This window comes from Vicinamibacterales bacterium (genome assembly GCA_036504215.1).
GTDB lineage: Bacteria > Acidobacteriota > Vicinamibacteria > Vicinamibacterales > Fen-181 > FEN-299.
Map to the genome: position 1 here is coordinate 39032 of DASXVO010000005.1, position 24236 is coordinate 63267.

Here is a 24236-nt window from a genome sequence, read left to right on the forward strand (position 1 = left end):
TATTCGAGGGAGGAGCAACGCAGCCGGGTGAGATGCAGCGTCGGCCGAATGCCGACGGGACTTTCACCACGGGCTGCGGTGTGCTTCAAGTTTCCAGGCGGTCGGCCGATTGTATATGTGTGCGGGCGGGTGCCTGCACCGCACACTCCCTGGTTCTTCCGTGACGGAGCCGCTCATGCGAATCCTCGTTGTGGACGATTCGTCCACGATGCGTCGGATCATCATCAACACTCTCAACAAGCTCGGATACACCAGCATCGTTGAGGCGTCGAACGGCCGCGAGGGCCTGGACCGGTTGTCCACGAACCCGGTCGACCTCATCGTCACCGACTGGAACATGCCCGAGATGTCCGGGATCGAATTCATCCGCAGCCTGCGGGCCAATGACAAGACCAAGGCCATTCCCGTGCTGATGGTGACGACGAATGCCGCGAAGGATGACATCGTGGAAGCGCTGAAGGCTGGCGTGAACAACTACGTCGTCAAGCCCTTCACGCCCGATATCATCAAAGAGAAGATCGAGGCGGTGATCGGGAAGTAGCCCCTCCCTGCCTTCAGGACCTGTGAACCATGGACGGTGTTCGGCCCGGCACAGCAACCTCTCCGATCGGCGACTGGCTGACCCCCCAGAACACCGCCATTCCAGTCCTCCCGACGTTTGCCGGTCGCGTGATCGAGATGACGAGCGACCCGAATGTCTCCCTCGTCCAACTCGCCAACGTCATAGCCAAAGACCAGGTGCTCGCCTCCCGATTGCTCGGGCTGGCCAACTCCGCCTACTGCGCGCCGATGCAGGAGATCACCACGATCTCCGAGGCCGTCATCCGGATCGGCACCGGGCCGGTGCGGAACCTGGTGTTCACCGTCTGCTTCAGCTCGAAGATGTACGACCCGTCGATCTACGGAGAGCAGGGCCGCACGCTCATCGAACACGGGATCGGCACGGCGTACATGGCGCGGATCGTCGCCGATCAGGCCGGTGAATCCGAGGACGAAGCCTTCCTGTCCGGCCTGCTGCACGACATCGGGAAACTCCTGATCCTGAAACTCGCGTTCGATTACAAGCGGCGGACGGGAACCTCGATCCCGGCCGACGAGGTCGCGACGGCCATCGACCAGCATCATGCGAGCTTCGGTGGCATCACGCTCCGCCGCTGGGGCCTGCCGACGTCGCTCGACGAACCGATCCGCTGCCACCACGATTACCGGGCCGCCACCCACACGCCGCGCAAGGCGATGGTGGTCTACCTGGCCGATCGCCTGAGCCATCGCTACGGGTTCGGGTGCGACCCCGACGCCTACAATCTGATCGGCGACGCGGTCTGCCGCGAGTTCGGCATCGACACGGCCTGGCTGACCGAAGTCGACGGGCGCGCACAAGGCCTGTTCGACGTGGCTCGCGCGTTTCTCGCCGGCGCCCCATCGCGAGCCTGACGAACGAGGGAGTTCATCCCCTTTTCCCGCCTCCTCAGGTTCCCTGTAGTAGAATCCCCGCGATACTCTACCGCTCCGCTCTCAGTCCGCCCCTCGTGAGGATCACCGATGAAACGTCTCGTCCTTGCCCGAATCGTCGCATCACTGGTGTTCTGCGCTGCGGCCACCACCATGGTGGGCGCCCAGTCCCGGTACGCCCGCGATCCCAAGCAGCCGATCGACGACGAATACACCAAGAAGATCCGGGAGTACACAACCGCGCCGCACTTCCTGTCGCCGCTCGTGGACTACCTACCCGCGTCGAAGACCGTGCCGACGCCGAAGGCCGTCATCGGTGACATCGCCGGTGCGCCGAACAAGCTCCCCTACTCTGCCCAGGTGCACGAGTACATGCGGCTCCTCGAAAAGGCCAGCCCCCGCGTGAAGGTCCTCTCGATCGGCAAGTCGGAGGAGGGCCGGGAGATGATCGCGGTGGCGATTGCCGACGCGCCGCTGATTGCCAAGATGGAGGAGAACCGGGCCCGGCTGGCCAAGCTGGCGGATCCTCGCACCATCGCGCTCGATGACGCGGAAGCCGACCGCCTGGTGGCAGCCTCGACGCCGATCTACTACATCACCGGGTCTCTGCACTCGCTGGAAACTGGCGCCCCCACTGCGTTGATGGAACTCGCCTACCGCCTCGCCGTGGACGAGGCGCCGTACATCAAGGCGATTCGCGCGAGCGTCATCACGCTCATCACGCCTGTCGTCGAAGTGGACGGCCGCGACCGACAGGCCGACATCTACGCGTGGCACGTCGCGCACCCAAAGGAGAACACGCCGCCGCTGGTCTATTGGGGCAAGTACCTGGTGCACGACAACAACCGGGACGCCATGGGCGCCACGCTCGCCCTGACGAAGAACGTGATCAACGTCTTCGTCGATCAGAAAGCGCAGTTGCTCCACGACCTGCACGAGTCGGTACCCTATCTGTACGACAACACCGTCGGCGACGGCCCCTACAACGCCTGGGTCGATCCCATTCTCGCGGACGAATGGCAGCTGCTCGGCTGGAACAACATGTCGGAGATGACCAAGTTCGGCATGCCCGGCGCCTTCGCGCACGGCACGTTCGACACCTGGTCGCCCGGGTACCTGATGTTCATCGCCGCGATGCACAACGGAACGAGCCGGCTCTACGAAACGTTCGGAAACGGCGGCGCCGACACCGTGGAGCGGACGCTTCGGCCGACCGAGTACGCCCGCACGTGGTACCGCCAGAATCCGCCGCTGCCCAAAGCGCTCTGGTCACAGCGGAACAACAACAACTACCAGCAGACCGGCCTCCTGACGTCGCTCTCCTACTACGCGGCGAACAACAAGCTGTTCCTGAAGAACTTCTACCTGAAAGCGAAGCGATCGGTTCTCAAGCCGAAGGTCGAAGGGCCGGCGGCATACGTCTTCCCGGCCGATGATCCGCGGCCTGGCGCACAGGCAGAACTGCTCCGCACCCTGCAGAAGCAGCGCTGCGAGATCTCACGTGCCACCGCGCCGTTCACGCTGACGCTACCGGCGAAGAAGAAGCCGGCGCGCCCAGGCGAGGAACCGCCGAAGGCCGACCCGGCCAAGCCGGCCGATCCGAAGAAGGACGAGAAGGCCACCGAGACCAGGCAGTTCCCCGCCGGCTCGTACATCATCCGCATGGACCAGCCGTACAGCCGCATCGCCGATGCGCTGCTGGACTACCAGTACTGGAGTCCGAACGATCCACAGAAGAACCCATACGACGACACCGGCTGGACCTTCGGTGAATTGTTCAACGTGCAGGTCGTGCGCGTCGGAGACGCGAAGGTGCTCGATGTGCCAGCCGATCGCGTCAACGGCGATGTGAAGGCGGCGGGCGCTGTGAACGGTGCCGGCACCGTATTCGTGGTGAACCACGACGCCGACCCGAACCTGTTCGCACTGCGCTATCGCCTGCAGAACGTTCCGTTCGAGGCGGCCGAAGAACCGTTCGAGGCAGCGGGGCGGAAGTTCAACCGCGGGTCGTTCATCATCAAGGGCGCCGCGGCTGCGGATCTCCAGAAGGTCACGAGCGAACTCGGCCTGCAGGCGTATGCGCTTCCGGCCGGACCGACCGTGAAGACGCACGCGATCAAGGCCCCCCGCATCGCCTACGTCCACACATGGATCGGCACACAGGACGAAGGCTGGTGGCGCCTCGAGTTCGACCGGCTGCAGATCCCCTACAAGTACATCAGCACCCAGACGGTGGCCGCGACGCCGAACCTCAATGCCAGCTACGACGTGATCGTCTTTCCGCCCGTTGGCCGCGGCGCCCAGCAGGTGGTGGCCGGCCTCCCGATGTGGGGCAACCCGCTGCCCTGGAAGAAGACCGACCTGACACCGAACATCGGCACCGAGGACTCGACCGACGACATGCGCCCGGGGCTCGGCTGGACCGGCCTGGCCAACCTCGAACGGTTCGTCCATAGCGGAGGCCTGCTCGTCACGGCGGACGACACCTCCGACCTGGCCGTCACCTTCGGCCTGACGCAGGGCGTTTCGATGCAGCGCCCCCAGCGCCTGAAGGCGCCCGGCACCGTCGTGCGCTCCAAGTTCGTCGATCTCGCGAGCCCTATCGCGTACGGCTATGGCGAGAACCTCTCGGTCTACATGTCCAACAGCCTGATCCTCGGCGTCAGCAGCACGCTCGCCGGCCGTGCTCCCCGGTTCGGCGATGACCGCGACCGCCCGACGGGGCGCGGCACCATGGACGACCCCGACACCCCGCAGGGCCGGCCCGTGGCGGAGGTGCCCGAGGAACCGAAGGCCGAACCGTGGCAGGCGCTCCCGGTGACCACCGAGCAATTGCGGAATGGACTCAGCGTGATACCGGTGGCGCAGCGTCCGCGCGTCGTGCTCCGGTACGCCGATGCGAAGGATCTGCTCGTGTCCGGCCTCCTCGACGGCGGCAACGAGATCGCACAGCGTCCGGCGGTCATCGACGTCCCCCACGAGAAGGGCCACGTCGTCCTCTTTTCGCCCAACCCGGTCTGGCGCGGCGAAACCCAGGGCAGCTACTGCCTGGTGTTCAACGCGATCCTGAATTTCGACAACCTCGATGCGGGACGGGTGCTGGACAAGAAGTAGCGCACAACACAGACTGTGAGATTCGAGATGGCGAGTGCGGGGCCCTCGAGCGGCCCTGCATTCGCCTCTTGTCGGCCCGCCTCTCCTCTCCCGCCCTCATCGTTCCGCACACCTGTTCTCACCCGTTGTCGTCTCCGTTTGCAGCGGCCGCGGCCGCGTCCTGTATAATCCGCCTGCCAGTCCTGCCGTCAGCCAGGGATACATCATGCTGAAGTTCGTCGTCAGCCTCCTGACTGTGGTCGTCCTGCTCCCGGCCTCCGTCTCGTCGAGCGCTCCGCAGGACACCCCGTCACCGTCCCATCCGCTCACCGTCGGCGTGCTTCGTCGCGACGGCGTCGTCGTCCCATTCGCCTCGCACGACGGCGAGCGATGGTCGCACATCTGGCGGGAACCGGCGGTCGCGATGGTGCGCGAGGCGGCGCCGGCGCTGAGCGACGTGCCCAAGCCCTGGTGGCCGACCGCCTCGCCGGTCCTCATCTGGGCGGCTTGGCCCCTCTCGGAGCGCGCACGCATCATCGCCATAGAGAAAGCGACGGTCATCTCGCCATGGTGCGTCGTCCAGATCGGCCTGCAGAGCACGTACAAATCAGCGGAAGCCGTGCCGACGGCCGAGGAACGCCCGTTTCCGAAGGATGGGATCGCGGCCGACGGCCCTGCCGCCGTCCGTCCGCTCACCGTCCTCGACCCGACGACTGCCGACTGGCGCATCGTGACGGAGGCCCTGGCCTTGCCGGTTCTCAAGTCCGAGACCGAGCACGCCCGCCACGGCGGGGTGCGAAGCAAGAAGGCCAGCGACCAGCGGGAGCGCGCAGGCACGCGGTTCACGCTCGAAGTGCTCGTGCGGGCCGACGCTCCGGTTCCCGGCCTCAGTCTCTACTACTTCGAAGGCACCAAACGGTATGTCGGGCCGCCACTGACGTTGTGGGGCGGCGAGCAGCGTCCGTGCGACCGGATCACGTTTGCGAAAGGATGGGTCCACCGGTTGTCCGACGGAACGTTCGCCTCGAACGTCTTTGTCACGTCCACCGACTGCACCCGGGCCGGCCTTACGAACACCCTCCCCCTTGCCGCGCTCACGGTCGCCGACAAGCCTTTCTGGATTGTCCAGGAGTCGGACCCGATCGGCGAGCGGTACAAGATTCTCGACGCCGCCGATCCGAAGTTCAGCGCCGTTCTCGAAACCATTGGCGGGTGGTGCCGGTGATCGGCTGCCGCTCGGGCAGTCGCAGCGCTATACTGCTAAAATGCTCAGTTGTTCTCGCCGGCCGGGACTTGATGTGCCGGCACGACGAGGGCGTGCTGGAATCACATAGAGTGCCTGGAGGAGATCGGATGATTCGCCTACGAGTGGGTGCGGCGCTGGCACTGTGCGGGCTGCTGGTCACGGCCGGTGCGGCGGGTGCGGACGTAAAGGCCACCGAAAAGACCCAGACCAAGTTCGAGGGCATGCTCGGCCGAATGATGGGGCTGTTCGGCGGCAAGGCCGCGAAGGAAGGCATCGTCAGCACGGTGTCGGTGAAGGGCGATCGGAAGATGACCGCCAACGAGGACAGCGCAACGCTGGTCGATCTCGCCGAGGAGAAGGTCTACGAGATCAGCCTGCGGGACAAGAGCTATCGCGTGTACACCTTTGCCGAGATGAGAAAGAAGATGGAAGAGGCGCGCGCCAAGGCTGACGAGGACGCGCGCAAGCAGCAGACCCGCGAGAAGAAGGACGCGAACCAGAAGGAGATGGAGATCGACTTCAGCGCGAAGGAGACGGGCAAGAAGCGAGAGATCAGCGGGTACTCCTGCCGGGAGGTCGTCGTCACCGTCGCCGTTCACGAAAAGGGCAAGACGCTCGAACAGGCGGGCGGCATCCTGATGACCGTGGACAGCTGGATGGCCCCGAAGATCGCGGCGATGAGGGAAATCACCGATTTCGACATGCGCTACGCGAAGAAGATGGCCGAGGGTGGGGCAATGCCTTCCGCCGAGCAGATGGCGCAGGCCCTGGCGATGTACCCCGGTTTGAAGCAGGCCATGGCGAGGATGCAGAGCGAGAAGGTCAACATGGACGGCACGCCGATCGAGACGGTGACAATCGTTCAGTCAGTGACGACGGCCGACCAGGCGACCAACGCCAAGAAACAGGACAACGAGCGCGGCGAGTCGCCGGCCGGCGCGTTGGGCGGCATGCTCGGGCGCTTCGGCAAGAAGAAGGAAGAGCCCAAGGAACAGGCCGCAGATGCCCCGAAGGGCGCCGCGACCGACGGCCCGAACAAGTCGACGTTCATGACAACGACGCTGAGCGTGCTGAGCATCGGCACGAGCGTTGGACCCCAGGACATCGCCGTGCCGGTGGGATTCAAGCTGAAGGGCTAGTCGGGTGCCGAACGGCGCGTCCTGAACCAGCCACGTTACGCGGAAGCGGAGAGGACCGAGGTCCTCTCCGCTTCCCAGCCTCCCCGCTTCCCGCCGGCCCGCGCTGCCCGCCTGTCCGTCTTCGTGAGCAACCCCCGCACTGTCCGTTTTTGGGACAAGCCAGTCCATGGCCGCACAGCGGCAAGAGACACCCGCCACCGACAGCTGCGTTGATACCCTTTCTTATCAGTTAGTTACGGATGCGTGTGCGCCTGGCACGGGTCTCGCCCTTCGGACAGTGGCGGCGACGAGACCCCGCTGCCCGGCTGAATGCGCCTCGATGAACGGCAGGAACGTCGCGGCGATCGTTTTCGTGCCGAACCCCGTCTAAGGCTAACGAGCCATGGATATTCAACGCCCGTCCAGCATCGCGCGGAACAAGCAGATCCGCCGCCTCATTATCGGCGGCATCGCACTCCTCGGAATTGCCGTCATCACGCTTGCTTTGTCGCGCCTGAAGCCAGCGGCACCGCCCGTGGAGCGTGCCACGGTTTGGATCGATACCGTGAAGCGAGGTCCGATGGTGCGGCAGGTCCGCGGCCTGGGCACGCTCGTGCCGGAGGACATCCGCTGGATCCCTGCCGCCACCGATGGCCGTGTCGAGCGGATCGTGGTCTACCCCGGCACCCCGGTGAACGCCGACACGATCATCCTCGAATTGACCAACCCGACGCAGACGCAGGCGCTGCTCGAAGCGGAACAGCAATTCAAGGCGGCCGAAGCGCAGTTCGTGAATCTCCGCGTTCGCGTGCAGAACGACGTCCTCTCGCAGGAGGCGGCCGCCACCGGCGTGACGGCCGACTACCGCCAGGCCAAGCTGCAATCTGAATCGGACGCGGAACTGGCGAAAGAGGGGCTGGTGTCGTCGTTGACCACCAAGCTCTCGCAGGTGAGGTCCGACAACCTGGCGACGCGCGATCAGATCGAACAGAAGCGGTTGCTCCAGATGCGCGAGTCCGTTCAGGCCCAACTGGCTGTGCAGACCGCGGAGGTGGATCGGTTGCGGGCCCTGGTGATCCTGCGACGGAGCCAAGTGGACCAGCTCCACGTGCGCGCGGGCATCTCGGGGATGCTCCAGCAGGTGCCGGTGGAAGTGGGCGCGCAGGTGGCGCCAGGAACGAACCTCGCGCGCGTTGCCGACCAGGCTCGGCTCAAGGCGCAGCTGAAGATTGCAGAAACCCAGGCGAAGGACATCGTGATCGGGCAGACCGCGTCGATCGACACGCGAAACGGCATCATCCCGGGACGCGTCTCGCGCATCGACCCGGCGGTGCAGGGCGGCACGGTGACGGTGGACGTCGCGCTCCAGGGTGACCTGCCGAAGGGCGCCCGTCCGGACCTGAGCGTGGATGGGACGATCGAGCTCGAGCGCCTGAACGACATTCTCTTCGTCGGGCGGCCCGCCTACGGTCAGGAACAGAGCGTGATCAGCCTCTTCCGGGTGGACGAGGACAACGCGAACTGCACGCGGGTGAAGGTCACGGTGGGCAAGACGTCGGTCAACACCATCGAGGTGAAGTCGGGCCTGAAGGCCGGCGACCAGGTGTTGTTGTCGGATATGTCGCAGTTCGACGCGTTCGATCGGGTACGGCTGAAATAAGTCGGCCGGGCCAGTCACTGCCGGCTATGATGTCGGCGACGAGCCAACGATGGTGAACCCCGGATCGCGGGAGGAACGATGAACGGCAACGGGTCTGAGCAATCGCTCATTCAGCTCGAGGGCGTCACGAAGGTCTTCTACACGGATGAGGTCGAGACGCACGCGCTGTCCGGCATCCACATGGAGATCCGCAGGGGCGAGTACGTGTCGATCGCCGGTCCGTCCGGGTGCGGCAAGTCGACGCTCTTGTCCATCCTCGGCCTGCTGGACACACCGAGCGACGGCACCTACGTCCTCAACGGACAGCCCGTGGCCAAGTTGAACATGGCCGAACGGGCCCGCATCCGCAACCGCGAGATCGGGTTCATCTTCCAGAGCTTCAATCTGATTGGCGACCTGACGGTCTTCGAGAACGTCGAGCTGCCGCTCACGTACCGCGGCATGAAGTCCGCCGAGCGAAAGACGCGTGCGAACGAGGCCCTCGAGAAGGTCGGCATGGCGCACCGCGCGCGGCACCTCCCCAGCCAGCTCTCCGGCGGTCAGCAGCAGCGCGTGGCCGTCGCCCGAGCGCTGGTCGGCAGCCCGCTGATCATGCTGGCCGACGAGCCGACCGGCAACCTCGACTCGCGCAACGGCGAGGCCGTGATGGACTTGCTCCGCGAGCTGCACCGGCAGGGCTCGACGATCTGCATGGTCACGCACGACCCGCGCTTCACCCGTCACGCGGACCGGACAATTCATCTGTTCGACGGCCAGGTCGTCGAGGAGAGCATGGAGTCGACCCCGGCGTGAGCGCGATCATCTCACTTCGCGGCATCGAGAAGTTCTACCAGCACGGCGTCAGTCGCACCTACGTGCTGCGCCGCATCTCGTCGGAGATCCGCGACGGGGAATTCGTCTCCATCATGGGGCCGTCGGGGGCGGGCAAGTCCACGGTCCTGCACATCATCGGCATGTTCGACAGCGCGTGGACTGGCGAGTTCGACTTCCTCGATCAGCCGGTCCACACGCTCAGCCAAAAGGCCCGCTCGGCACTGCACAAGCAGTACATGGGGTTCGTCTTCCAGAGCTATCACCTGCTGGACAACCTCACGGTGTACGAGAACCTCGAGATCCCGCTCTCGTACCGAGACGTGAAGAAGAGCGAACGACAGTCGATCGTCTGCGACGTGCTCGACCGCTTCCAGATCGTCGGCAAGAAGGACCTCTACCCCAACCAGCTGTCGGGTGGCCAGCAGCAACTCGTGGCCGTCGCCCGCGCTGTCGTCGCAAGCCCGAGAGTGATTCTCGCCGACGAGCCGACGGGCAACCTGCACTCGGCCCAGGGCAAGGAGATCATGGAGCTGTTCAAGAAGCTCAACGCCGAGGGAACGACGATCGTCCAGGTGACGCACTCTGAGGTGAACGCTTCGTTCGGCCACCGGATCATCCAGCTGCGAGACGGGTGGGTGGTCGACTGATTCTCCTGTGAGCCGTCGCCGTGATGTTTCATAACCGAACCCGCGTACTGATTGCCGACGATCAGCCCGACGTCCTCGAGGCACTTCGGCTCCTGTTGAAGGCCGAGGGCTGCGATCTCGACGCGGTCACGTCGCCGCCAGCCATCCTGCGGGCGCTCGAGGACCGTGAGTTCGACGTCGTCCTGATGGACCTGAACTACACGCGCGACACGACGTCGGGCCGCGAGGGGCTGGACCTCATTCCCCGCATCCAGGCCATCGACGCCACGCTGCCGGTCGTGGTCATGACGGCGTGGGGATCGGTCGACATCGCGGTCGAAGCCATGCGGCGGGGTGCCCGGGATTTCGTCCAGAAGCCGTGGGACAACGAGCGCCTGCTGACGATCCTCCGCACGCAGGCCGAATTGGCCCGCGCGCTCAGACGCGGGCAGCGTCTCGAAGCCGAGAACAGCGCGCTGCGCGAGCAGGCCCCGACCAACCTGATTGCCCAGGCGCCCGCGATGCAGCCCGTGCTGCAGATGATCTCGCGCGTCGGCCCCGCGGACGCGAACATCCTCATCACCGGCGAGAATGGCACCGGCAAGGGCGTTGTGGCCAGCGCGCTGCACGCCGCCTCGTCGCGGTCCACGCGGCCGATGGTCACCGTCAATGCCGGCGGCCTCTCGGAGGGCGTGTTCGAGAGCGAGTTGTTCGGTCACGTGAAGGGCGCGTTCACCGACGCCAAGACCGACCGTGTCGGCCGTTTCGAACTGGCCGACGGCGGGACGCTCTTCCTCGACGAGATCGCCAATGTGGGCCTCGCCCAGCAGGTGAAGCTGCTGCGCGTCCTCGAAACCGGCGAATTCGAGCGCGTCGGATCGTCACGCACGCACAAGGTCAGCGTGCGCGTGATCTCGGCCACCAACTCGGACCTGTTCGCGGAGGTCGCCACAGGGCGGTTCCGCCAGGACCTGTTGTTCCGCCTCAACACCGTCGAGATTCGGCTGCCGCCGCTGCGCGAACGCCGCGAGGACATCCCACTTCTCGCGGTGCACTTCCTTCGCCTCCACGCCCAGCATTATCGGAAGCGCCTGTCCGGGTTCGAGCAATCCGCGCTGCAGGCGCTCGTCGAGCACAACTGGCCCGGCAACGTACGCGAACTCGACCACGCGGTCGAACGCGCCGTGCTCATGACGCAGGGGCCGACCTTGCGCTACGGTGACCTGAGCCTCACGCCCTCGCGCGACGGCGCATCGCGCCTCGAGGACATGAGCCTCGAAGACGTCGAATCCTTCCTCGTCAAGAAGGCGATGGCGCGCTACGATGGGAACGTGAGCCATGCAGCCCGCGCGCTCGGCCTGAGCCGTAGCGCGCTCTACCGCCGACTGCAGCGCTACGGCCTATGACGCGGTCGAGGCGCGGTCGCCGATGGCTGGGCCATGAGCGACGCGTCCTGCTCATGGCGCTCCTCGCCGGCCTCCCGGCCGTCGTCGTCGCGCTCTGGCTGCTCTGGACCGGCAACTTCGCGCCCAAGATCTCCTGGACCCTCACCGTCTTGATCCTCTCGTGCTGGTGCGGCGTTGCCGTCGCCCTGCGCACGCGCGTCGTCTACCCGCTCCAGACCCTCTCCAATCTCCTCGCCGGGCTCCGCGAAGGCGATGCGTCGGTGCGCGCACGCGGCGCGGCCCAGGATGATGCCCTCGGCGAGGTGATGCTGGAGGCGAACGTCCTTGCCGACACGCTCCGCCAGCAGCGCCTCGGCGCGCTCGAGGCGACCGCCCTGCTCCGCAAGGTCATGGAGGAGATCGACGTCGCCGTGTTCACCTTCGATGGCGCCCATCGCCTGCGCCTGATCAACCGCGCCGGAGAGCGGCTGCTCGGGCGTGCGGCCGAGCGCCTGCTCGGATGCAACGCGGAAGAACTCGGCCTGGCGTCCGGCCTCGACGAGCACACGCCTCGTGTCGCCGACATGGCCTTTCCCGGCGGCGTCGGCCGCTGGGAGGTCCGGCGCACCAGCTTCCGGCAGGGCGGCCTCCCCCACCAGCTCCTCGTGCTGACCGATGTGAGCCGTCCGTTGCGCGAGGAAGAGCGCCAGGCGTGGCAGCGACTGATGCGCGTTCTTGGCCACGAGATCAACAACTCGCTGGCGCCCATCAAGTCGATTGCGGGCAGCCTCGCGCGCCTGCTCCAGCGCCAGGAACTCCCGGCCGACTGGCGTGACGACGCGGGACGAGGCTTGGGGGTGATCGCACAGCGATCGGAGGCCCTCACACGGTTCACCGCGTCCTACGCGCGGCTCGCCCGACTCCCCCAGCCTCGCCTGGCTCCGCTCGACATCGGAGACCTCGCCAGGCGTGTCGTCGGCCTCGAGACCCGGATGGCCGTTTCGCTCGAACAGGGGCCTGCGCTCCAGGTGCCTGGCGACAGTGATCAGCTCGAGCAGTTGCTGATCAACGTGCTGAAGAACGCCGTGGACGCGGCCCTCGAGACGGATGGCGGCGTGAACGTGAGCTGGGCGACCTCCGGCGGCTTCCTGGAGCTGCGCGTGGACGACGAGGGACACGGGCTGGCGCAGACGGCCAACCTGTTCGTGCCGTTCTTCACGACAAAGCCCGGTGGGTCCGGCATCGGTCTGGTACTCAGTCGCCAGATCGCCGAGGGCCACAACGGAACCCTCACCCTGGAGAACCGAACCGACCGGAGCGGCTGCCGAGCGACGCTCCGGCTGCCGCTCCTCAATCCCCGCTCGTCAGTCGTCGCCGACAATCCCGCCCACATCGCCTGGCCCGATCCCGAAGCACGCCGCTAGACATCTTCCAGGGGGCAGAGCGTGACGAATGACGCACGTTCTCGCGCCGCGCTTCCGCCCCGATGACGACGCCGGAGGCGTCGTCCAGAAACAGCGCGGGCTAGACAGCGAAGCGAGTTTGGCGGTGTGTGGCGAAGCTAGCAGTCTTCGGGGTGGCAACCCGGGTCTCAACCGTCGGGTTTCCGGCGGCAGGTGCGACCTCCGTTTCTCACTGAACACGCAAGCTTCGTCGAATCACGAAGTTAGGCTTCCTGGCACGGAAATCGCTAGACGCGGCCTGCGGCAATCCCAACACAACACCCAGTCCGGTACTTCGGCAATCGGCGGCGCTGTTCTTCGTTCGTGCCGGGAGCCCTGCTCCCGGTTGATCGCAATGCCCGGACCGGCACGCCTGTCGTTCCACCGGGCGACGCCATCAGAGGACGTGACTATGAGCGATCGCGAGAGCTGGTTCACCGATGAACTCGAGCGGCGAGGGGTGTCCCGCCGCGACTTCCTGGGATTCTGCACGGTGATGGCGTCGGCACTCGCGCTGCCCGCATCACTGTCTGCCGCGATCGCCAAGGCGATCCAGCAGACGGACAAGCCGGTCTTGGTGTGGCTCGAATTTCAGGACTGCTGCGGCAACACCGAGTCGTTCCTGCGTGCGGCCCGACCCACCGTGGCCGACATCATTCTCGACACGCTGTCGGTGGACTACCACGAGACCATCATGGCGGCCGCGGGTGTACAGGCGCATGAAACCCTGAAGAAGGTCGTCGGCGACAAGCGAGGCCAGTACCTCGCGGTCGTCGAGGGTTCGATTCCGACCGGTGACGGCGGCGCCTATTGCACCATCGGCGGCCGTTCGGCGCTCGAGATCGCCCGGGAGGTCTGTGGCAACGCGGCAGCGACGATCGCGATGGGCACGTGCGCGGCCTACGGGGGCCTGCCGGCCGCGGCGCCGAACCCCACGGGCGCCGTTGGGGTGGCTGACGCCGTGCCGGGGATCAAGAACCTGGTGAATTTCCCTGCGTGCCCCGCGAACGCCGAGAACATCACGGCTTTGCTCGTGCACTACCTGACGTTCAAGAACTGGCCTCCGCTCGACGAGTACCAGCGGCCGCTCTTCGCCTACGGCAAGCTCATTCACGACAACTGCGAGCGCCGCGCCCACTACGACGCCGGGCAGTACGTCGAGGCGTGGGGCGACGAAGGCCACCGAACGGGCTACTGCCTGTACAAGATGGGCTGCAAGGGCCCGGTCACGTCCCAGAATTGTCCGCGCGTGCGCTGGAACGAGGGGACGAACTGGCCGATCGGCTGCGGTCATCCGTGCGTCGGCTGCGCCGAGCCGGATTTCTGGGACAAGATGACGCCTTTTTACCAGCACCTGCAGGGGCCGCCGATTCTCGGCCCCGGCTACACCGTTGACCGCGTCGGCGTCGCCGCGTCGGTCGGCATCGCGGCCGCCTTCGCCACACACGGCGTGATCTCCTATGTGAAGAGGTCCAGGCAGCTACCGCAGGAAGAGCCCAAACCCGAGGCGAAGAAGGGAGACACGGTATGACGCACATCGTCGTTGATCCCGTCACTCGGATCGAGGGGCACCTGCGGATCGAGGCCGAGGTCGATGGGGGCAAGGTGCGTGACGCCTGGTCGTCTTCCACGATGTTTCGCGGCATCGAGCTGATCCTGAAGGGCCGCGACCCGCGCGATGCGTGGGTGTTCACGCAGCGGATTTGCGGTGTGTGCACCACCGTGCACGCCATCGCCTCCATTCGGGCCGTCGAGAACGCGATCGGCGCGGCACCGCCACCCAACGCACGGCTGCTGCGCAACCTGATCATCGCGATGCAGTGCGTCCAGGACCACGTCGTCCACTTCTACCATCTCCACGCGCTCGACTGGGTGGACATCGTTTCCGCGCTGAGCGCAGACCCGACCAAGACCTCATCGCTGGCCGAGTCGATTTCGGACTGGCCGCTCTCGAGCACGAAGTATTTCGCCGGCGTTCGCGACCGGATCAAGGGCTTCGTCGACCGTGGACAGCTCGGTCCGTTTGCCAACGCCTACTGGGGACATAGCGCATACAAGCTGCCGCCGGAGGCGAACCTGCTCGCCGTGGCGCACTACCTCGAAGCGCTCGAGTGGCAGCGAGAGGTCATCAAGGTCCACGCGATCCTCGGTGGAAAGAACCCTCACCTCCAGAGCTTCCTGGTCGGCGGCATGGCGACGCCGGTCGATCCCGACAAGCAGGCCTCGCTCAATGCCGACACGCTCGCTCAGGTGCGCTCGCTGATCAACAAGGCGCACGACTTCGTGGCCCGCGTGTACATTCCTGACGTTCTGGCTGTCGCTTCGTTCTACAAGGACTGGGCAGGCTACGGCGCGGGACCCGGCCACTTCCTCGTCTACGGCGAGTACCCCGAAGACGACGGGCAGCGCCCTGCCCTCTTCCTCCCATCCGGCGTCATTCGCAACAAGGATCTGAGCAAGGTCGAACGCCTCGACGCGGCCCTGATCACCGAGCAGGTCACGCACTCGTGGTACGAGTACGCCGGTGGCGACCAGGTGGGCCTGCACCCGTTCGCCGGCGAAACGAAACCCAGTTACACGGGACCCAAGCCTCCGTTCGAGCGGCTCGATACAGCGGCGAAATACAGCTGGCTCAAGTCGCCACGCTACGACGGCCTTCCGATGGAAGTCGGGCCGCTCTCGCGCATGCTGGTGGCCTATGCGTCCGGCCACGCACGGGTGAAGGAGGTGGTCGGCGGCGTCCTCCAGAAGCTCGGGGTCGGGCCCGAGGCCCTCTTCTCCACGCTCGGTCGCGTGGCGGCGCGCGCCATCGAGACCCTCATCCTCGCCGAGAAGCAGGTCGAGTGGCTCGACCAACTCGCCGGCAACATGGCGCGGCACGACTTGCGGACGCACGACAACTCGAAGTGGGACCCGAACAGCTGGCCCGCCGAGGCATCGGGTGTCGGCCTCCACGAGGCGCCGCGCGGCGCCCTGGGTCATTGGGTCCACATCCGCAACGGCTCGATTGCCAACTACCAGTGCATCGTCCCCAGCACGTGGAACGCCGGCCCGCGTGACGCCGCTGGCCACCGCGGGCCGTACGAGGAGGCGCTTCTCGGAACGCCCGTCGCGGATCCGGCGAAGCCGATCGAAATCCTGCGGACCATTCACTCCTTCGATCCATGTCTGGCGTGCGGCGTCCACGTCCTGGACGGCCGCCGGCGCGAAATCGCGCGAGTGAGGCTGTCATGATCGGCGACACCGCCCTGGCCGAAACCGTGCGCGTGTACGTCTGGGAGTGGCCGGTACGTGCGTGCCACTGGCTGATCGCCGGGTCCATCGCGGTCCTGTCGGGCACCGGGCTCTACATCGCGAATCCCTCGCTCATGACGACCGGCGTCGTCACGCAACGGTCGCTGATGGGCCTCGTGAAGTTGATCCACTACTCGACCGCGATCGTCTTCGGCATCGCGGTCTTCAGCCGCGTCTGGTGGATGTTCGTCGGAAACAACTACGCGCGATGGGACAAGTTCGTCCCCGCGCGCACCAAGCGCTGGAAGGCGATCTGGCCGACGCTGAGCTACTACCTGTTTCGGATGCGGAAACCCCCGGGCTTCGTCGGACACAACCCGCTGGCGGGGCTGACCTACACACTGGTGTTCGTCATCTACCTCATCATGATCGGCACCGGGCTGGCGATGTACTCGGTCAGCGCGCACGTCGGCTCGCCACTGCGGCTGTTCACGTTCCTCGTGCCCGTGTTCGGCGGTCTCGCGATGGCGCGCTGGCTGCATCACGGGTTCATGTGGATGCTCATCGGCTTCGCGCTGCACCACGTCTACAGCGCCGTGCTGATGTCGCAGGTCGAAGCGAATGCCACGGTCGAATCGATCTTCTCCGGCTACAAGTTCGTTCCGCGAGAAGACCTGGTGTACTCCGGCTACCGGTTCATCGACCGCAAGGACCAGCATGGATAGCCGTTCGTCGCTGCTCATTCTCGGCCTCGGCAATCTCCTCTGCACCGACGACGGCGCGGGCGCCTTCGTGGTGCAGGAGATTGCCGAAACGAGGGTGGCGCCGGACGGCGTGCGGATTCTCGACGGAGGCACGCTCGGACTGGCCCTTCTGCCCTATCTCGAGGATGCAGAGCGCGCGATCCTGGTTGACGCGGTGCAGGTGGACGCGCCGCCTGGAACCGTGATCCGCCTCGAGGGTGAGGAGGTGGGACCGGCCATCGCGTCCCACCTATCGGTCCACCAGGTGGGCGTCGCCGATCTGCTCGACGCCGCGCGGTGGCGGGAGCGTGTACCTCCCGAACTCACCCTGCTCGGCGTCGTGCCGCTCAGCACGGAACTCGGCTACGGCCTCTCGGCACCAGTGGACGCGGCGTTCGACGACCTCGTCGCCCGCGTCTGCCAGGAGGCGGCTCGACTGGGTTTCCCCTTGTCGATGAAACAACCGCATGACCACGACCACGAGGGCGCTCGTCTGCGCGCTGCTGTCGGCGATCGCTGAGACGACCTGCGGCCGGTCCGACATTGCCTCGCCGCCCGCCTCCCGGCTATCTTCACTCGCCGCGCGGGAGGCGGGTCGCCGCCTCTACCAGACCCACTGCGCCTTTTGTCATGGCGAGCGCGGCGATGGCCAGGGAGTCCGTCGGTCGTCGTTCGCTCGCGCACCCCGGGATTTCACCGACGTGGCGTGGCGCCGATCGACGTCGCCAGAACACGTGTCCCGCGCGATCCGCGACGGCGTCACAGGCACGGCGATGCCGGCGTGGGCCGCCCTGGGCGACGACGCCATCGCCAATCTGACAGCGTACGTCTGCTCGTTCGGCCGCTCCCGGTGAGCAGCACAGGCAAACGCCTGGAGTGGTGCATTACACAACACTCCACATGCGACCATTCGCAGACCACTGCCGAATTTTCGGCACTCGCGCGACCAGCCATCAGCCATCCTCCTGGGAACCGCGCAGAAACGTGCGGTTTCTGCTAGACTGCGCCGTTGGCAACCGCCTTGCTGGTTAGCTGAGGTTGGGTCGTCGTTTTCCCCTTCTCCGGTGGCAGTCAGCAGCATGCCTTGTTCAGCGCTTTTCCCACTCGTCGTTGCCTTGATCGTCCAGACGCCGGCGGCGGTCCAGCCGAAGAACGAAGACATCGAAACGTGTCTGGCATGTCACGCCGACAAGTCGATGTCGGTCATGCTGCCGAGTGGTGAGTCCCGAGGCCTGTTTGTCGACAAAGGCGGTTTCACCCGCTCGGTGCACGGTGGAAAGCTCGGCTGCACGGACTGCCACACCGACGTGACCGAGATCCCGCACGCGTCGAAGCCGTTCAAGTCAAAGCGCGAGTTCACCATCGCGTACTACGAGGCGTGCAAGCGGTGCCATTTCGCCAACTACAGCAAGACACTCGACAGTGTCCACTACGCGGCCATCGCGCGCGGTGACCGCACGGCACCGACGTGCGTGGATTGCCACGGCGCCCACGACATCACGCCGCCCAATCAGCCGCGCTCGCGGATCTCCCAGACGTGCGCCACGTGTCATCGGGGCGTCTCGACCGTCTACGCGCGCAGCGTGCATGGCCGGGCGCTGATCGAGGAGAAGAACATCGACGTCCCTGCCTGCACGGACTGCCACCACTCGCACGACATCGCGGGCCCGCACGCGCCCGGTTGGCGGCTCAAGAGCCCGGAACTCTGCGCCAGCTGCCACGCCAGCCAGAGCATGATGAAGAAGTACGGCCTGTCCACGGCGGTGATGCAGACCTATCTGGCCGACTTCCACGGCATGACGGCGTCGCTCCAAAAGCAGGATGGGACGACGGGACCACGCGTCACGGCGCTGTGCATCGACTGCCACGGCGTGCACGACATCGCGAAGACCAAAGGACCGGGCTCGGCGCAGATGCAGAAGAACCTGGTGGCCACCTGTCAGAAGTGCCACCCGGGCGCGACCAAGAGTTTCTCGGCCGCGTGGATGTCACACTACGAGCCGACGCTGCAGAAGGCTCCGCTCGTCTACGGCGTCAAGCTCATGTACTACGTCTTGATCCCATTCATGATCGGAGGATTGGTGCTCCAGATCCTCCTCCACCTCTGGCGCGTCGTGGTCAACCGATGAAGGGCTACATCGTCCGTTTCTCGCGGCGGCAGCGCATCGAGCACTTCTCGGTGATGACGGTGTTCATCATCCTGTCGCTGACGGGTCTGCCGCAGAAGTTCTTCGAGGCCTCGTGGGCCCAGGCGCTCATCGTCGGCCTCGGCGGCATTGACCGCGTGCGGTGGATCCACCGAGCAGCAGGCGTCGCGTTCGCGCTGCTGACCGGCATCCATTTGACAACGGCGGTGGGGCTCGTGCTCCTGGGGCGCTCGTCGTTGTCGATCGTGCCGACACGCCAGGACTTCACCGACGCCATCGACCAGATCCGCTACTACCTGGGAGGCTCCGAGGAGCCGGCCAGGTTCGACAAGTTCGACTACAAGCAGAAGTTCGAGTACTGGGGCCTCGTCCTGGGTGCCGTCATCGTCATCAGCACCGGGCTCGTACTGCTCTTCCCGATCCTGACCGCGCAGTTCCTTCCCGGCGAGGTCATTCCAGCGGCGAAACTGGCGCACGGGAACGAGGGGTTGATGGCCTTTCTCGTGGTCATCGTCTGGCACATCTACAACGCGCACCTCAATCCCGACGTTTTCCCGTTCGACACGACCATCTTCACCGGGAAGATCAGCCTGGACCGGCTGCACCACGAGCATGGTCGGGAATATGAGAGACTGAAGGACGAACAGTCGCCTTCCGATCCTGCGTCGATCTGACGGAGGGGCGCGCTGCTGGTCACATGACGATGGGCCGCCTCCTCCCAGCCTTTCTGGCCCAGTCGATTCTTCACGGGCTGATTGCCGCGGTCTTCGTCGAGACCGTGCTGCGAGCGTGGCGTGTCGAAGATGCCTCGTGGCGCGTGCGCCTGCGGTTTCTGCCGCTGCTGTTTCCGATCGTGGCCCTGCCCGTCCTCTTCCTCCTCGCGCCGTGGCGGAACGATCCGTCGTTCATTGGCCGTCGGGCGTTGTTTGCGAGTGAACGGTGGAACCTGCTGCACGTGTCGGGCGTCGGGCTGGGCGACCTCGTGCTGCTGCTCGCCGCCGGTCTTGGCGCGGCGCTCTTCCTCCGGGACGCCGTGCCGCCGATCCTCGATCTGCTGCGGGCCGGCCACCGTGCGGCCGACGTGGGCCCGTGGCTCGCGGGGAGCACCTCCGTCACCACGGCAGTCGAGACACACGCGAGGGTTCTGGGGATAGCGCCTCCACCGGTTCGAGTGATTCGGCTCACGGCCCCGGTCCTGCTCTGTGAGGGCGCCCGCCGGCCGACGCTCGTCATCTCGCCTTCGACGATGGCACGGCTGCCGGCCGCGGAATTGAACGCGGCCCTGGCGCACGAACTCGCTCACGCGGCCTACCGCGATCCCGCATGGGGCTACGTCCTGATTGCGCTGCGAGTGGTGTTGTTCCTGAATCCGGCGGCTCAGTGGACGGCCCGTGCCGTCGTGGACGACATGGAGCGTCGGGCGGACCAACTGGCCGTCCGGCTTGTGGGCGACCCGAATGCCCTCGCCCGCGCGATCGAAATCCTGTTCGACGCCGGTCAGGCACAGCCCGTCGAAACCGACTCGTCGCTCGAACGACTCTTCTGGAAGGCGCGACGCGCCGGCGTCGCGCGCCGGTGTCGGAGGCTGCGCGCGACGGCGCCGGGTGTGCCGACAGGCGGCGGGCCGCTCACGTTGGCGCTGGCCGCGCTCGGCATCGCGCTGCTGGTGTTCTTCTCCGTGTAGGGGATCCGGATCGATCGAACGTCGCGGAGGCATCTCGGTCCGCGGCGCCGCGGCACACCGATGAGAGAGACCGTCAGGCTGATCGCCTCCTGGCTCGTGGTTCTCGCGGCGGCGGCCGTCGCGCTCAAGGCGCTCGACCGTCTGCCGTCGCTGCTCACCGGGACGCCACCAGGCGCCCGGGCGTACGAGTCGATCGATCGGGCCGAACGTGCCCTGGGCGCGAGGATCTGGCTGCCCGCCTTCTACCCCGACACGCTCGCGTGGCCACCATCGCGGATCGAGTCGTTCGTGGGGCCGCATGTCTGGGCAGTGGTACACGTGGTCGGCCGCGAGGATCGTGGGGAACGTCTCGTCCTCGTCGAGTCCATGGACGAGCCGGCGCCACCGCCGGCGACCCTGCTGCCGCCGGTTCTCGTGCTCCAGTCGAGCGCGGTCGCGATCGGCACGCGTCAGGGCGTACTCTCGCGAGTCGTGACAGACGAGGGGCGGACACTCCATGAAGTGTGGTGGGTGCACGGCGCGCGGAGGGTCATGTTGCGGTACGATGGCGCAGCGGAGGAACTGCTCGTGATCGCCCAAAGCCTCGAACGGACGCAGTCATGGCCCCGGCAATGACGATCCCCGGCCGGAAACGGCGCGGCATCCAGACGCGTGTCGTGCTGCTGGTCGGCATCGGCATCCTGGCAGCGCTCGCCATCTTCGGCGGCACGAGCTTCGTTGGCTTCAACTCGCTGACCGAGCGTCTGGCGGCAGAACGCGAGATGCTCGCGCGGAGCATCGCCGCACATCTCGACTATGTCGTCCGGAGCGAACTCGAGATCCTGCAGGGCGTGTCGGGAACCCCCGGGGTGGACCTGTCCGATCGGGACCCGTCGCCGGAGCAGTCGGCCCTCCGGACGGCGTACCTCCGCTCGCGGCTGTTCGAACGGGTCTTTCTCATCGGCCGTGACGGCGCGGTGCTGCTCGACGAGCCCAGCAGGCCGGCGGGGGGCGGCGCGCCCACACCACCGCAGGGCGACGTCGGCGTCGCCCTGCAGACCGGGCGGCCCGTCATCTCCGATCTGACCGAGGCCGGGGGACGGCGACGGCTCTACCTGCTCGTTCCCATGCGGAACTGGCGCGGACAGGTAGTCGCACTGGCCGGCGGCGAGGTCGATCCCGAAGCGTCGCGCTTCGTCACGATCCTCGAGCCGTACCGCCTGGGCCGAACCGGGATCACCTCGCTCGTGGACAGCACCGGCACCGTCATCGCCGCCACCGATGCGTCGCGTCGCTTCAGGCCAAGCGCACACCCCGAGCGGCTCGGCGCGAAGATCCGGAGCCGCGAACCGGTCGTCGAAGTCGACGCCGAGGGCGACGCGAGAACCGTCGTCGCGATTGCCCCTCTACTGTCGGCGCCGTGGGCGGTCGTGATGCTCCAGGACGAAGCCGAGACGTTCGCCCAGGGGCGGTCGATGGCTCGGCGGGTGCTCTGGCTCGGCCCCGCGCTGCTCGGCCTCGCCCTCCTGTTCGCGCTCGGTGCGGCACGCAGCGTGAAGCGCCCACTCGCCTTGCTCACGGCGTCCGCCGAGCGGATTGCGAGCGGCGACCTCGATCAGCCCATCCCCCGCCTGGCCGAGGACGAGGTGGGCCGGCTCGGCGGGTCGCTCGAACGCATGCGTGTCGCGCTCCGTACGTCGATGGATACGATTGCGCGAGCCAACCAGGAACTCGAACAGCGAGTCGAGTCGCGCACCCACGAGCTGCAGGGCCTCTACCGCCAGCTCCAGGAGCGCGAGCAGTGGCGCGAGGAGCTGTTGCGCAAGGTGATTTCTGCGCAGGAGGACGAGCGCAAACGCCTGGCGCGCGAGCTGCACGACGAAACGAGCCAGACGCTGAGCGCCCTGGCGATGAAGATCGAAACGGCACTGGCCGCGTGGCCGCAGGAAGCCTCGCGCGACCGGCTCGTCGAAGCCAAGGCCCTCACCGTCCGCACGCTCGACGAGCTGCACCGCCTGATCTTCGATCTGCGTCCGTCCGTGCTCGACGACCTCGGGCTGCTGTCCGCCATCCGCTGGTACGCCGAGCGTCATCTCGAATCGCGCGGCATCACGGTGCGCTGCGAGTTCAGCGGCATCGAAACCCGCCTGCTGCCCGAACTGGAGACGGCGCTCTTCCGCGTGGCGCAGGAAGCCATCACCAACATCGCGAAGCACTCGGGCGCCGAGACCGTCCTCATCCAGTGCTTCGAGCACGACGACCGGATCTCGATCGAGATCGAAGACGATGGGAAGGGATTCGCACCCGAGGATCTGCCTCCACCGGCCGCCAGGGAGCGCGGCCTGGGTCTGCTCGGCATGCGCGAGCGGATCGAGCTGTTTGGCGGGACAATCGAAATCGACTCGGCACCGGGACGCGGCACGCGGATAGCGGTCGCCGTTCCGACGATCCAGGAGGTCGGACATGCCCAGGATTCGCGTCCTAATCGCGGATGATCATGCCATCGTCCGCGAGGGGGTGCGGGCGCTCCTCCAGTTGTCGGATGATATCGAGGTGGTCGGCGAGGCCGCCAACGGCCTCGAGGCGATCGACCTGGCGCGGCGCCTGGCTCCAGACGTGGTCCTGATGGACATCGCGATGCCTGGCCTCGGCGGCCTCGAGGCGACCCTGGCGATTCGCAAGGACATCCCAGAAACGAAGATCCTGGTCCTCACGCAGTACGAGGATCGCGAGTACATCAGGCGCTTCCTGAAGGCCGGTGTCTCGGGCTACGTCCTGAAGAAAGCCGCTGGTGCCGAGCTGACCGCAGCCATTCGAGCGGTCAACCGCGGCGGCCTGGTGCTGGACCCGGAAGTCGCGCGGGAGGCGATGCGGGAGCCGGTCTCGTCGGCGGCTCCCGGCGAAGCCACCGACCTCTATGACGCGTTGACAGACCGTGAGAAGCAGGTCCTGAAGCTCGTGGCAGAAGGCCGGAGCAACAAGGAAGTGGCGGAATTGCTCGACATCACCGTCAAGACCGCCATGTCGCACCGCGAACACATCATGCAGAAACTCGACCTGCACAGCCGGACCGACCTGATCAAGTTCGCGCTGCACAAGGGCGTGATCCGGGTCGACGGCTAGTCGTGCAGGTCGGGCCGGCGCGATTCGTGGCGCTGCTTGCCCTGCACGCTCGAATCGATGGAGTCCTGATCCACGACCTCGCCGTTCTCGGCATCCGGCGCCTTCTTCTTGCTCGCCAGGTACGCCTCGCCGGGCCGCCACTCGGGGGTCATGGTCGCCGCCACGCCCACCGCGCCGGAACGCGTCATCGCGAACGCCTTCTTTCCAAGGAACATGAAGAGCATCGCGAACCCGATGAAGGGAAGGAACATCGCATAGACAGCGCCCATCAGCGGGGCCAGCACGAGCAACGCCACGATCGGAACCTTGATGTACTGCTGCTCCATGCCGCCGGGAAGGATGCCTCCCGGCTTGGGAACCATCGTGAGTTCCCACTTGCCAAGATTCCAGTAGAAGCCCGTCTTCACCGCCGTGCCACCAGTTCGCTTCGCCATGACTCACCTCTCTATGAATGCCGGGGTCACTGTCAACGTCTGCATATAATCTACGTC

22 protein-coding genes are annotated in these 24236 nt (G+C 66.2%); 21 read left to right on the forward strand and 1 reads right to left on the reverse strand.

What is annotated here, in order from left to right:
• The first annotated feature begins 175 nt into the window (after nt 1-175).
• From VGK32_01065 to VGK32_01165, 21 genes are all read left to right on the forward strand, one after another.
• The gene (locus VGK32_01065) at nt 176-541 is read left to right on the forward strand and encodes a response regulator (protein ID HEY3380323.1); all 366 of its coding nucleotides are present in this window, start codon (nt 176-178) and stop codon (nt 539-541) included.
• Between the two features lie 29 nt (nt 542-570).
• On the forward strand, nt 571-1434 hold the full coding sequence (locus tag VGK32_01070; GenBank protein ID HEY3380324.1) for an HDOD domain-containing protein: 864 nt from the start codon (nt 571-573) through the stop codon (nt 1432-1434).
• 108 nt (nt 1435-1542) lie between these two features.
• A complete protein-coding gene (locus VGK32_01075; protein HEY3380325.1) occupies nt 1543-4566 on the forward strand; it encodes a M14 family zinc carboxypeptidase in 3024 nt (1007 codons plus the stop codon).
• A gap of 205 nt (nt 4567-4771) precedes the next feature.
• A complete protein-coding gene (locus VGK32_01080; protein HEY3380326.1) occupies nt 4772-5770 on the forward strand; it encodes a hypothetical protein in 999 nt (332 codons plus the stop codon).
• 128 nt (nt 5771-5898) lie between these two features.
• Nucleotides 5899-6930: a hypothetical protein gene (locus VGK32_01085; protein HEY3380327.1), complete on the forward strand. Its 1032-nt coding sequence runs from the start codon at nt 5899-5901 to the stop codon at nt 6928-6930.
• Between the two features lie 382 nt (nt 6931-7312).
• The gene (locus tag VGK32_01090) at nt 7313-8569 is read left to right on the forward strand and encodes an HlyD family efflux transporter periplasmic adaptor subunit (protein HEY3380328.1); all 1257 of its coding nucleotides are present in this window, start codon (nt 7313-7315) and stop codon (nt 8567-8569) included.
• Nucleotides 8570-8647: 78 nt separating this feature from the next.
• Nucleotides 8648-9361: an ABC transporter ATP-binding protein gene (locus VGK32_01095; GenBank protein ID HEY3380329.1), complete on the forward strand. Its 714-nt coding sequence runs from the start codon at nt 8648-8650 to the stop codon at nt 9359-9361.
• Nucleotides 9358-10029, forward strand: a complete 672-nt coding sequence (locus VGK32_01100) for an ABC transporter ATP-binding protein (protein HEY3380330.1) — start codon at nt 9358-9360, stop codon at nt 10027-10029. The genes VGK32_01095 and VGK32_01100 overlap by 4 nt, the downstream gene beginning before the upstream one ends.
• 23 nt (nt 10030-10052) lie before the next feature.
• The gene (locus tag VGK32_01105; GenBank protein HEY3380331.1) at nt 10053-11414 is read left to right on the forward strand and encodes a sigma-54 dependent transcriptional regulator; all 1362 of its coding nucleotides are present in this window, start codon (nt 10053-10055) and stop codon (nt 11412-11414) included.
• A gap of 53 nt (nt 11415-11467) precedes the next feature.
• Complete coding sequence (locus tag VGK32_01110) at nt 11468-12817, forward strand: ATP-binding protein (protein HEY3380332.1); 1350 nt, start codon at nt 11468-11470, stop codon at nt 12815-12817.
• 430 nt (nt 12818-13247) lie between these two features.
• Nucleotides 13248-14366 carry a hydrogenase small subunit gene (locus VGK32_01115; protein HEY3380333.1) on the forward strand — a complete coding sequence of 373 codons (1119 nt, stop codon included), beginning with the start codon at nt 13248-13250 and terminating at the stop codon, nt 14364-14366.
• Complete coding sequence (locus VGK32_01120) at nt 14363-16069, forward strand: nickel-dependent hydrogenase large subunit (GenBank protein HEY3380334.1); 1707 nt, start codon at nt 14363-14365, stop codon at nt 16067-16069. The genes VGK32_01115 and VGK32_01120 overlap by 4 nt, the downstream gene beginning before the upstream one ends.
• Nucleotides 16066-16794, forward strand: coding sequence for a Ni/Fe-hydrogenase, b-type cytochrome subunit (gene cybH, locus VGK32_01125; GenBank protein ID HEY3380335.1), 729 nt, complete (start codon nt 16066-16068; stop codon nt 16792-16794). Before VGK32_01120 ends, cybH begins: the two co-directional genes overlap by 4 nt.
• Nucleotides 16787-17332, forward strand: a complete 546-nt coding sequence (locus VGK32_01130) for a HyaD/HybD family hydrogenase maturation endopeptidase (protein ID HEY3380336.1) — start codon at nt 16787-16789, stop codon at nt 17330-17332. Before cybH ends, VGK32_01130 begins: the two co-directional genes overlap by 8 nt.
• The gene (locus tag VGK32_01135; protein HEY3380337.1) at nt 17280-17666 is read left to right on the forward strand and encodes a cytochrome c; all 387 of its coding nucleotides are present in this window, start codon (nt 17280-17282) and stop codon (nt 17664-17666) included. The genes VGK32_01130 and VGK32_01135 overlap by 53 nt, the downstream gene beginning before the upstream one ends.
• Before the next feature lie 225 nt (nt 17667-17891).
• Entirely contained in the window at nt 17892-18941 is a 1050-nt protein-coding gene (locus tag VGK32_01140; GenBank protein HEY3380338.1) for a cytochrome c3 family protein, read from the forward strand.
• Nucleotides 18938-19633, forward strand: a complete 696-nt coding sequence (locus VGK32_01145) for a cytochrome b/b6 domain-containing protein (protein HEY3380339.1) — start codon at nt 18938-18940, stop codon at nt 19631-19633. The genes VGK32_01140 and VGK32_01145 overlap by 4 nt, the downstream gene beginning before the upstream one ends.
• Nucleotides 19634-19656: 23 nt before the next feature.
• A complete protein-coding gene (locus VGK32_01150; protein ID HEY3380340.1) occupies nt 19657-20643 on the forward strand; it encodes a M56 family metallopeptidase in 987 nt (328 codons plus the stop codon).
• A 60-nt stretch (nt 20644-20703) separates the two neighbouring features.
• On the forward strand, nt 20704-21258 hold the full coding sequence (locus VGK32_01155; protein HEY3380341.1) for a hypothetical protein: 555 nt from the start codon (nt 20704-20706) through the stop codon (nt 21256-21258).
• A complete protein-coding gene (locus VGK32_01160) occupies nt 21243-23117 on the forward strand; it encodes an ATP-binding protein (protein HEY3380342.1) in 1875 nt (624 codons plus the stop codon). The genes VGK32_01155 and VGK32_01160 overlap by 16 nt, the downstream gene beginning before the upstream one ends.
• Nucleotides 23086-23745 (forward strand): response regulator transcription factor, encoded by a 660-nt coding sequence (locus tag VGK32_01165; protein HEY3380343.1) that lies wholly within the window; start codon nt 23086-23088, stop codon nt 23743-23745. The genes VGK32_01160 and VGK32_01165 overlap by 32 nt, the downstream gene beginning before the upstream one ends.
• Here VGK32_01165 and VGK32_01170 read toward each other — a convergent pair.
• Entirely contained in the window at nt 23742-24179 is a 438-nt protein-coding gene (locus VGK32_01170) for a hypothetical protein (GenBank protein ID HEY3380344.1), read from the reverse strand. The genes VGK32_01165 and VGK32_01170 overlap by 4 nt on opposite strands.
• Nucleotides 24180-24236 lie beyond the last annotated feature (57 nt).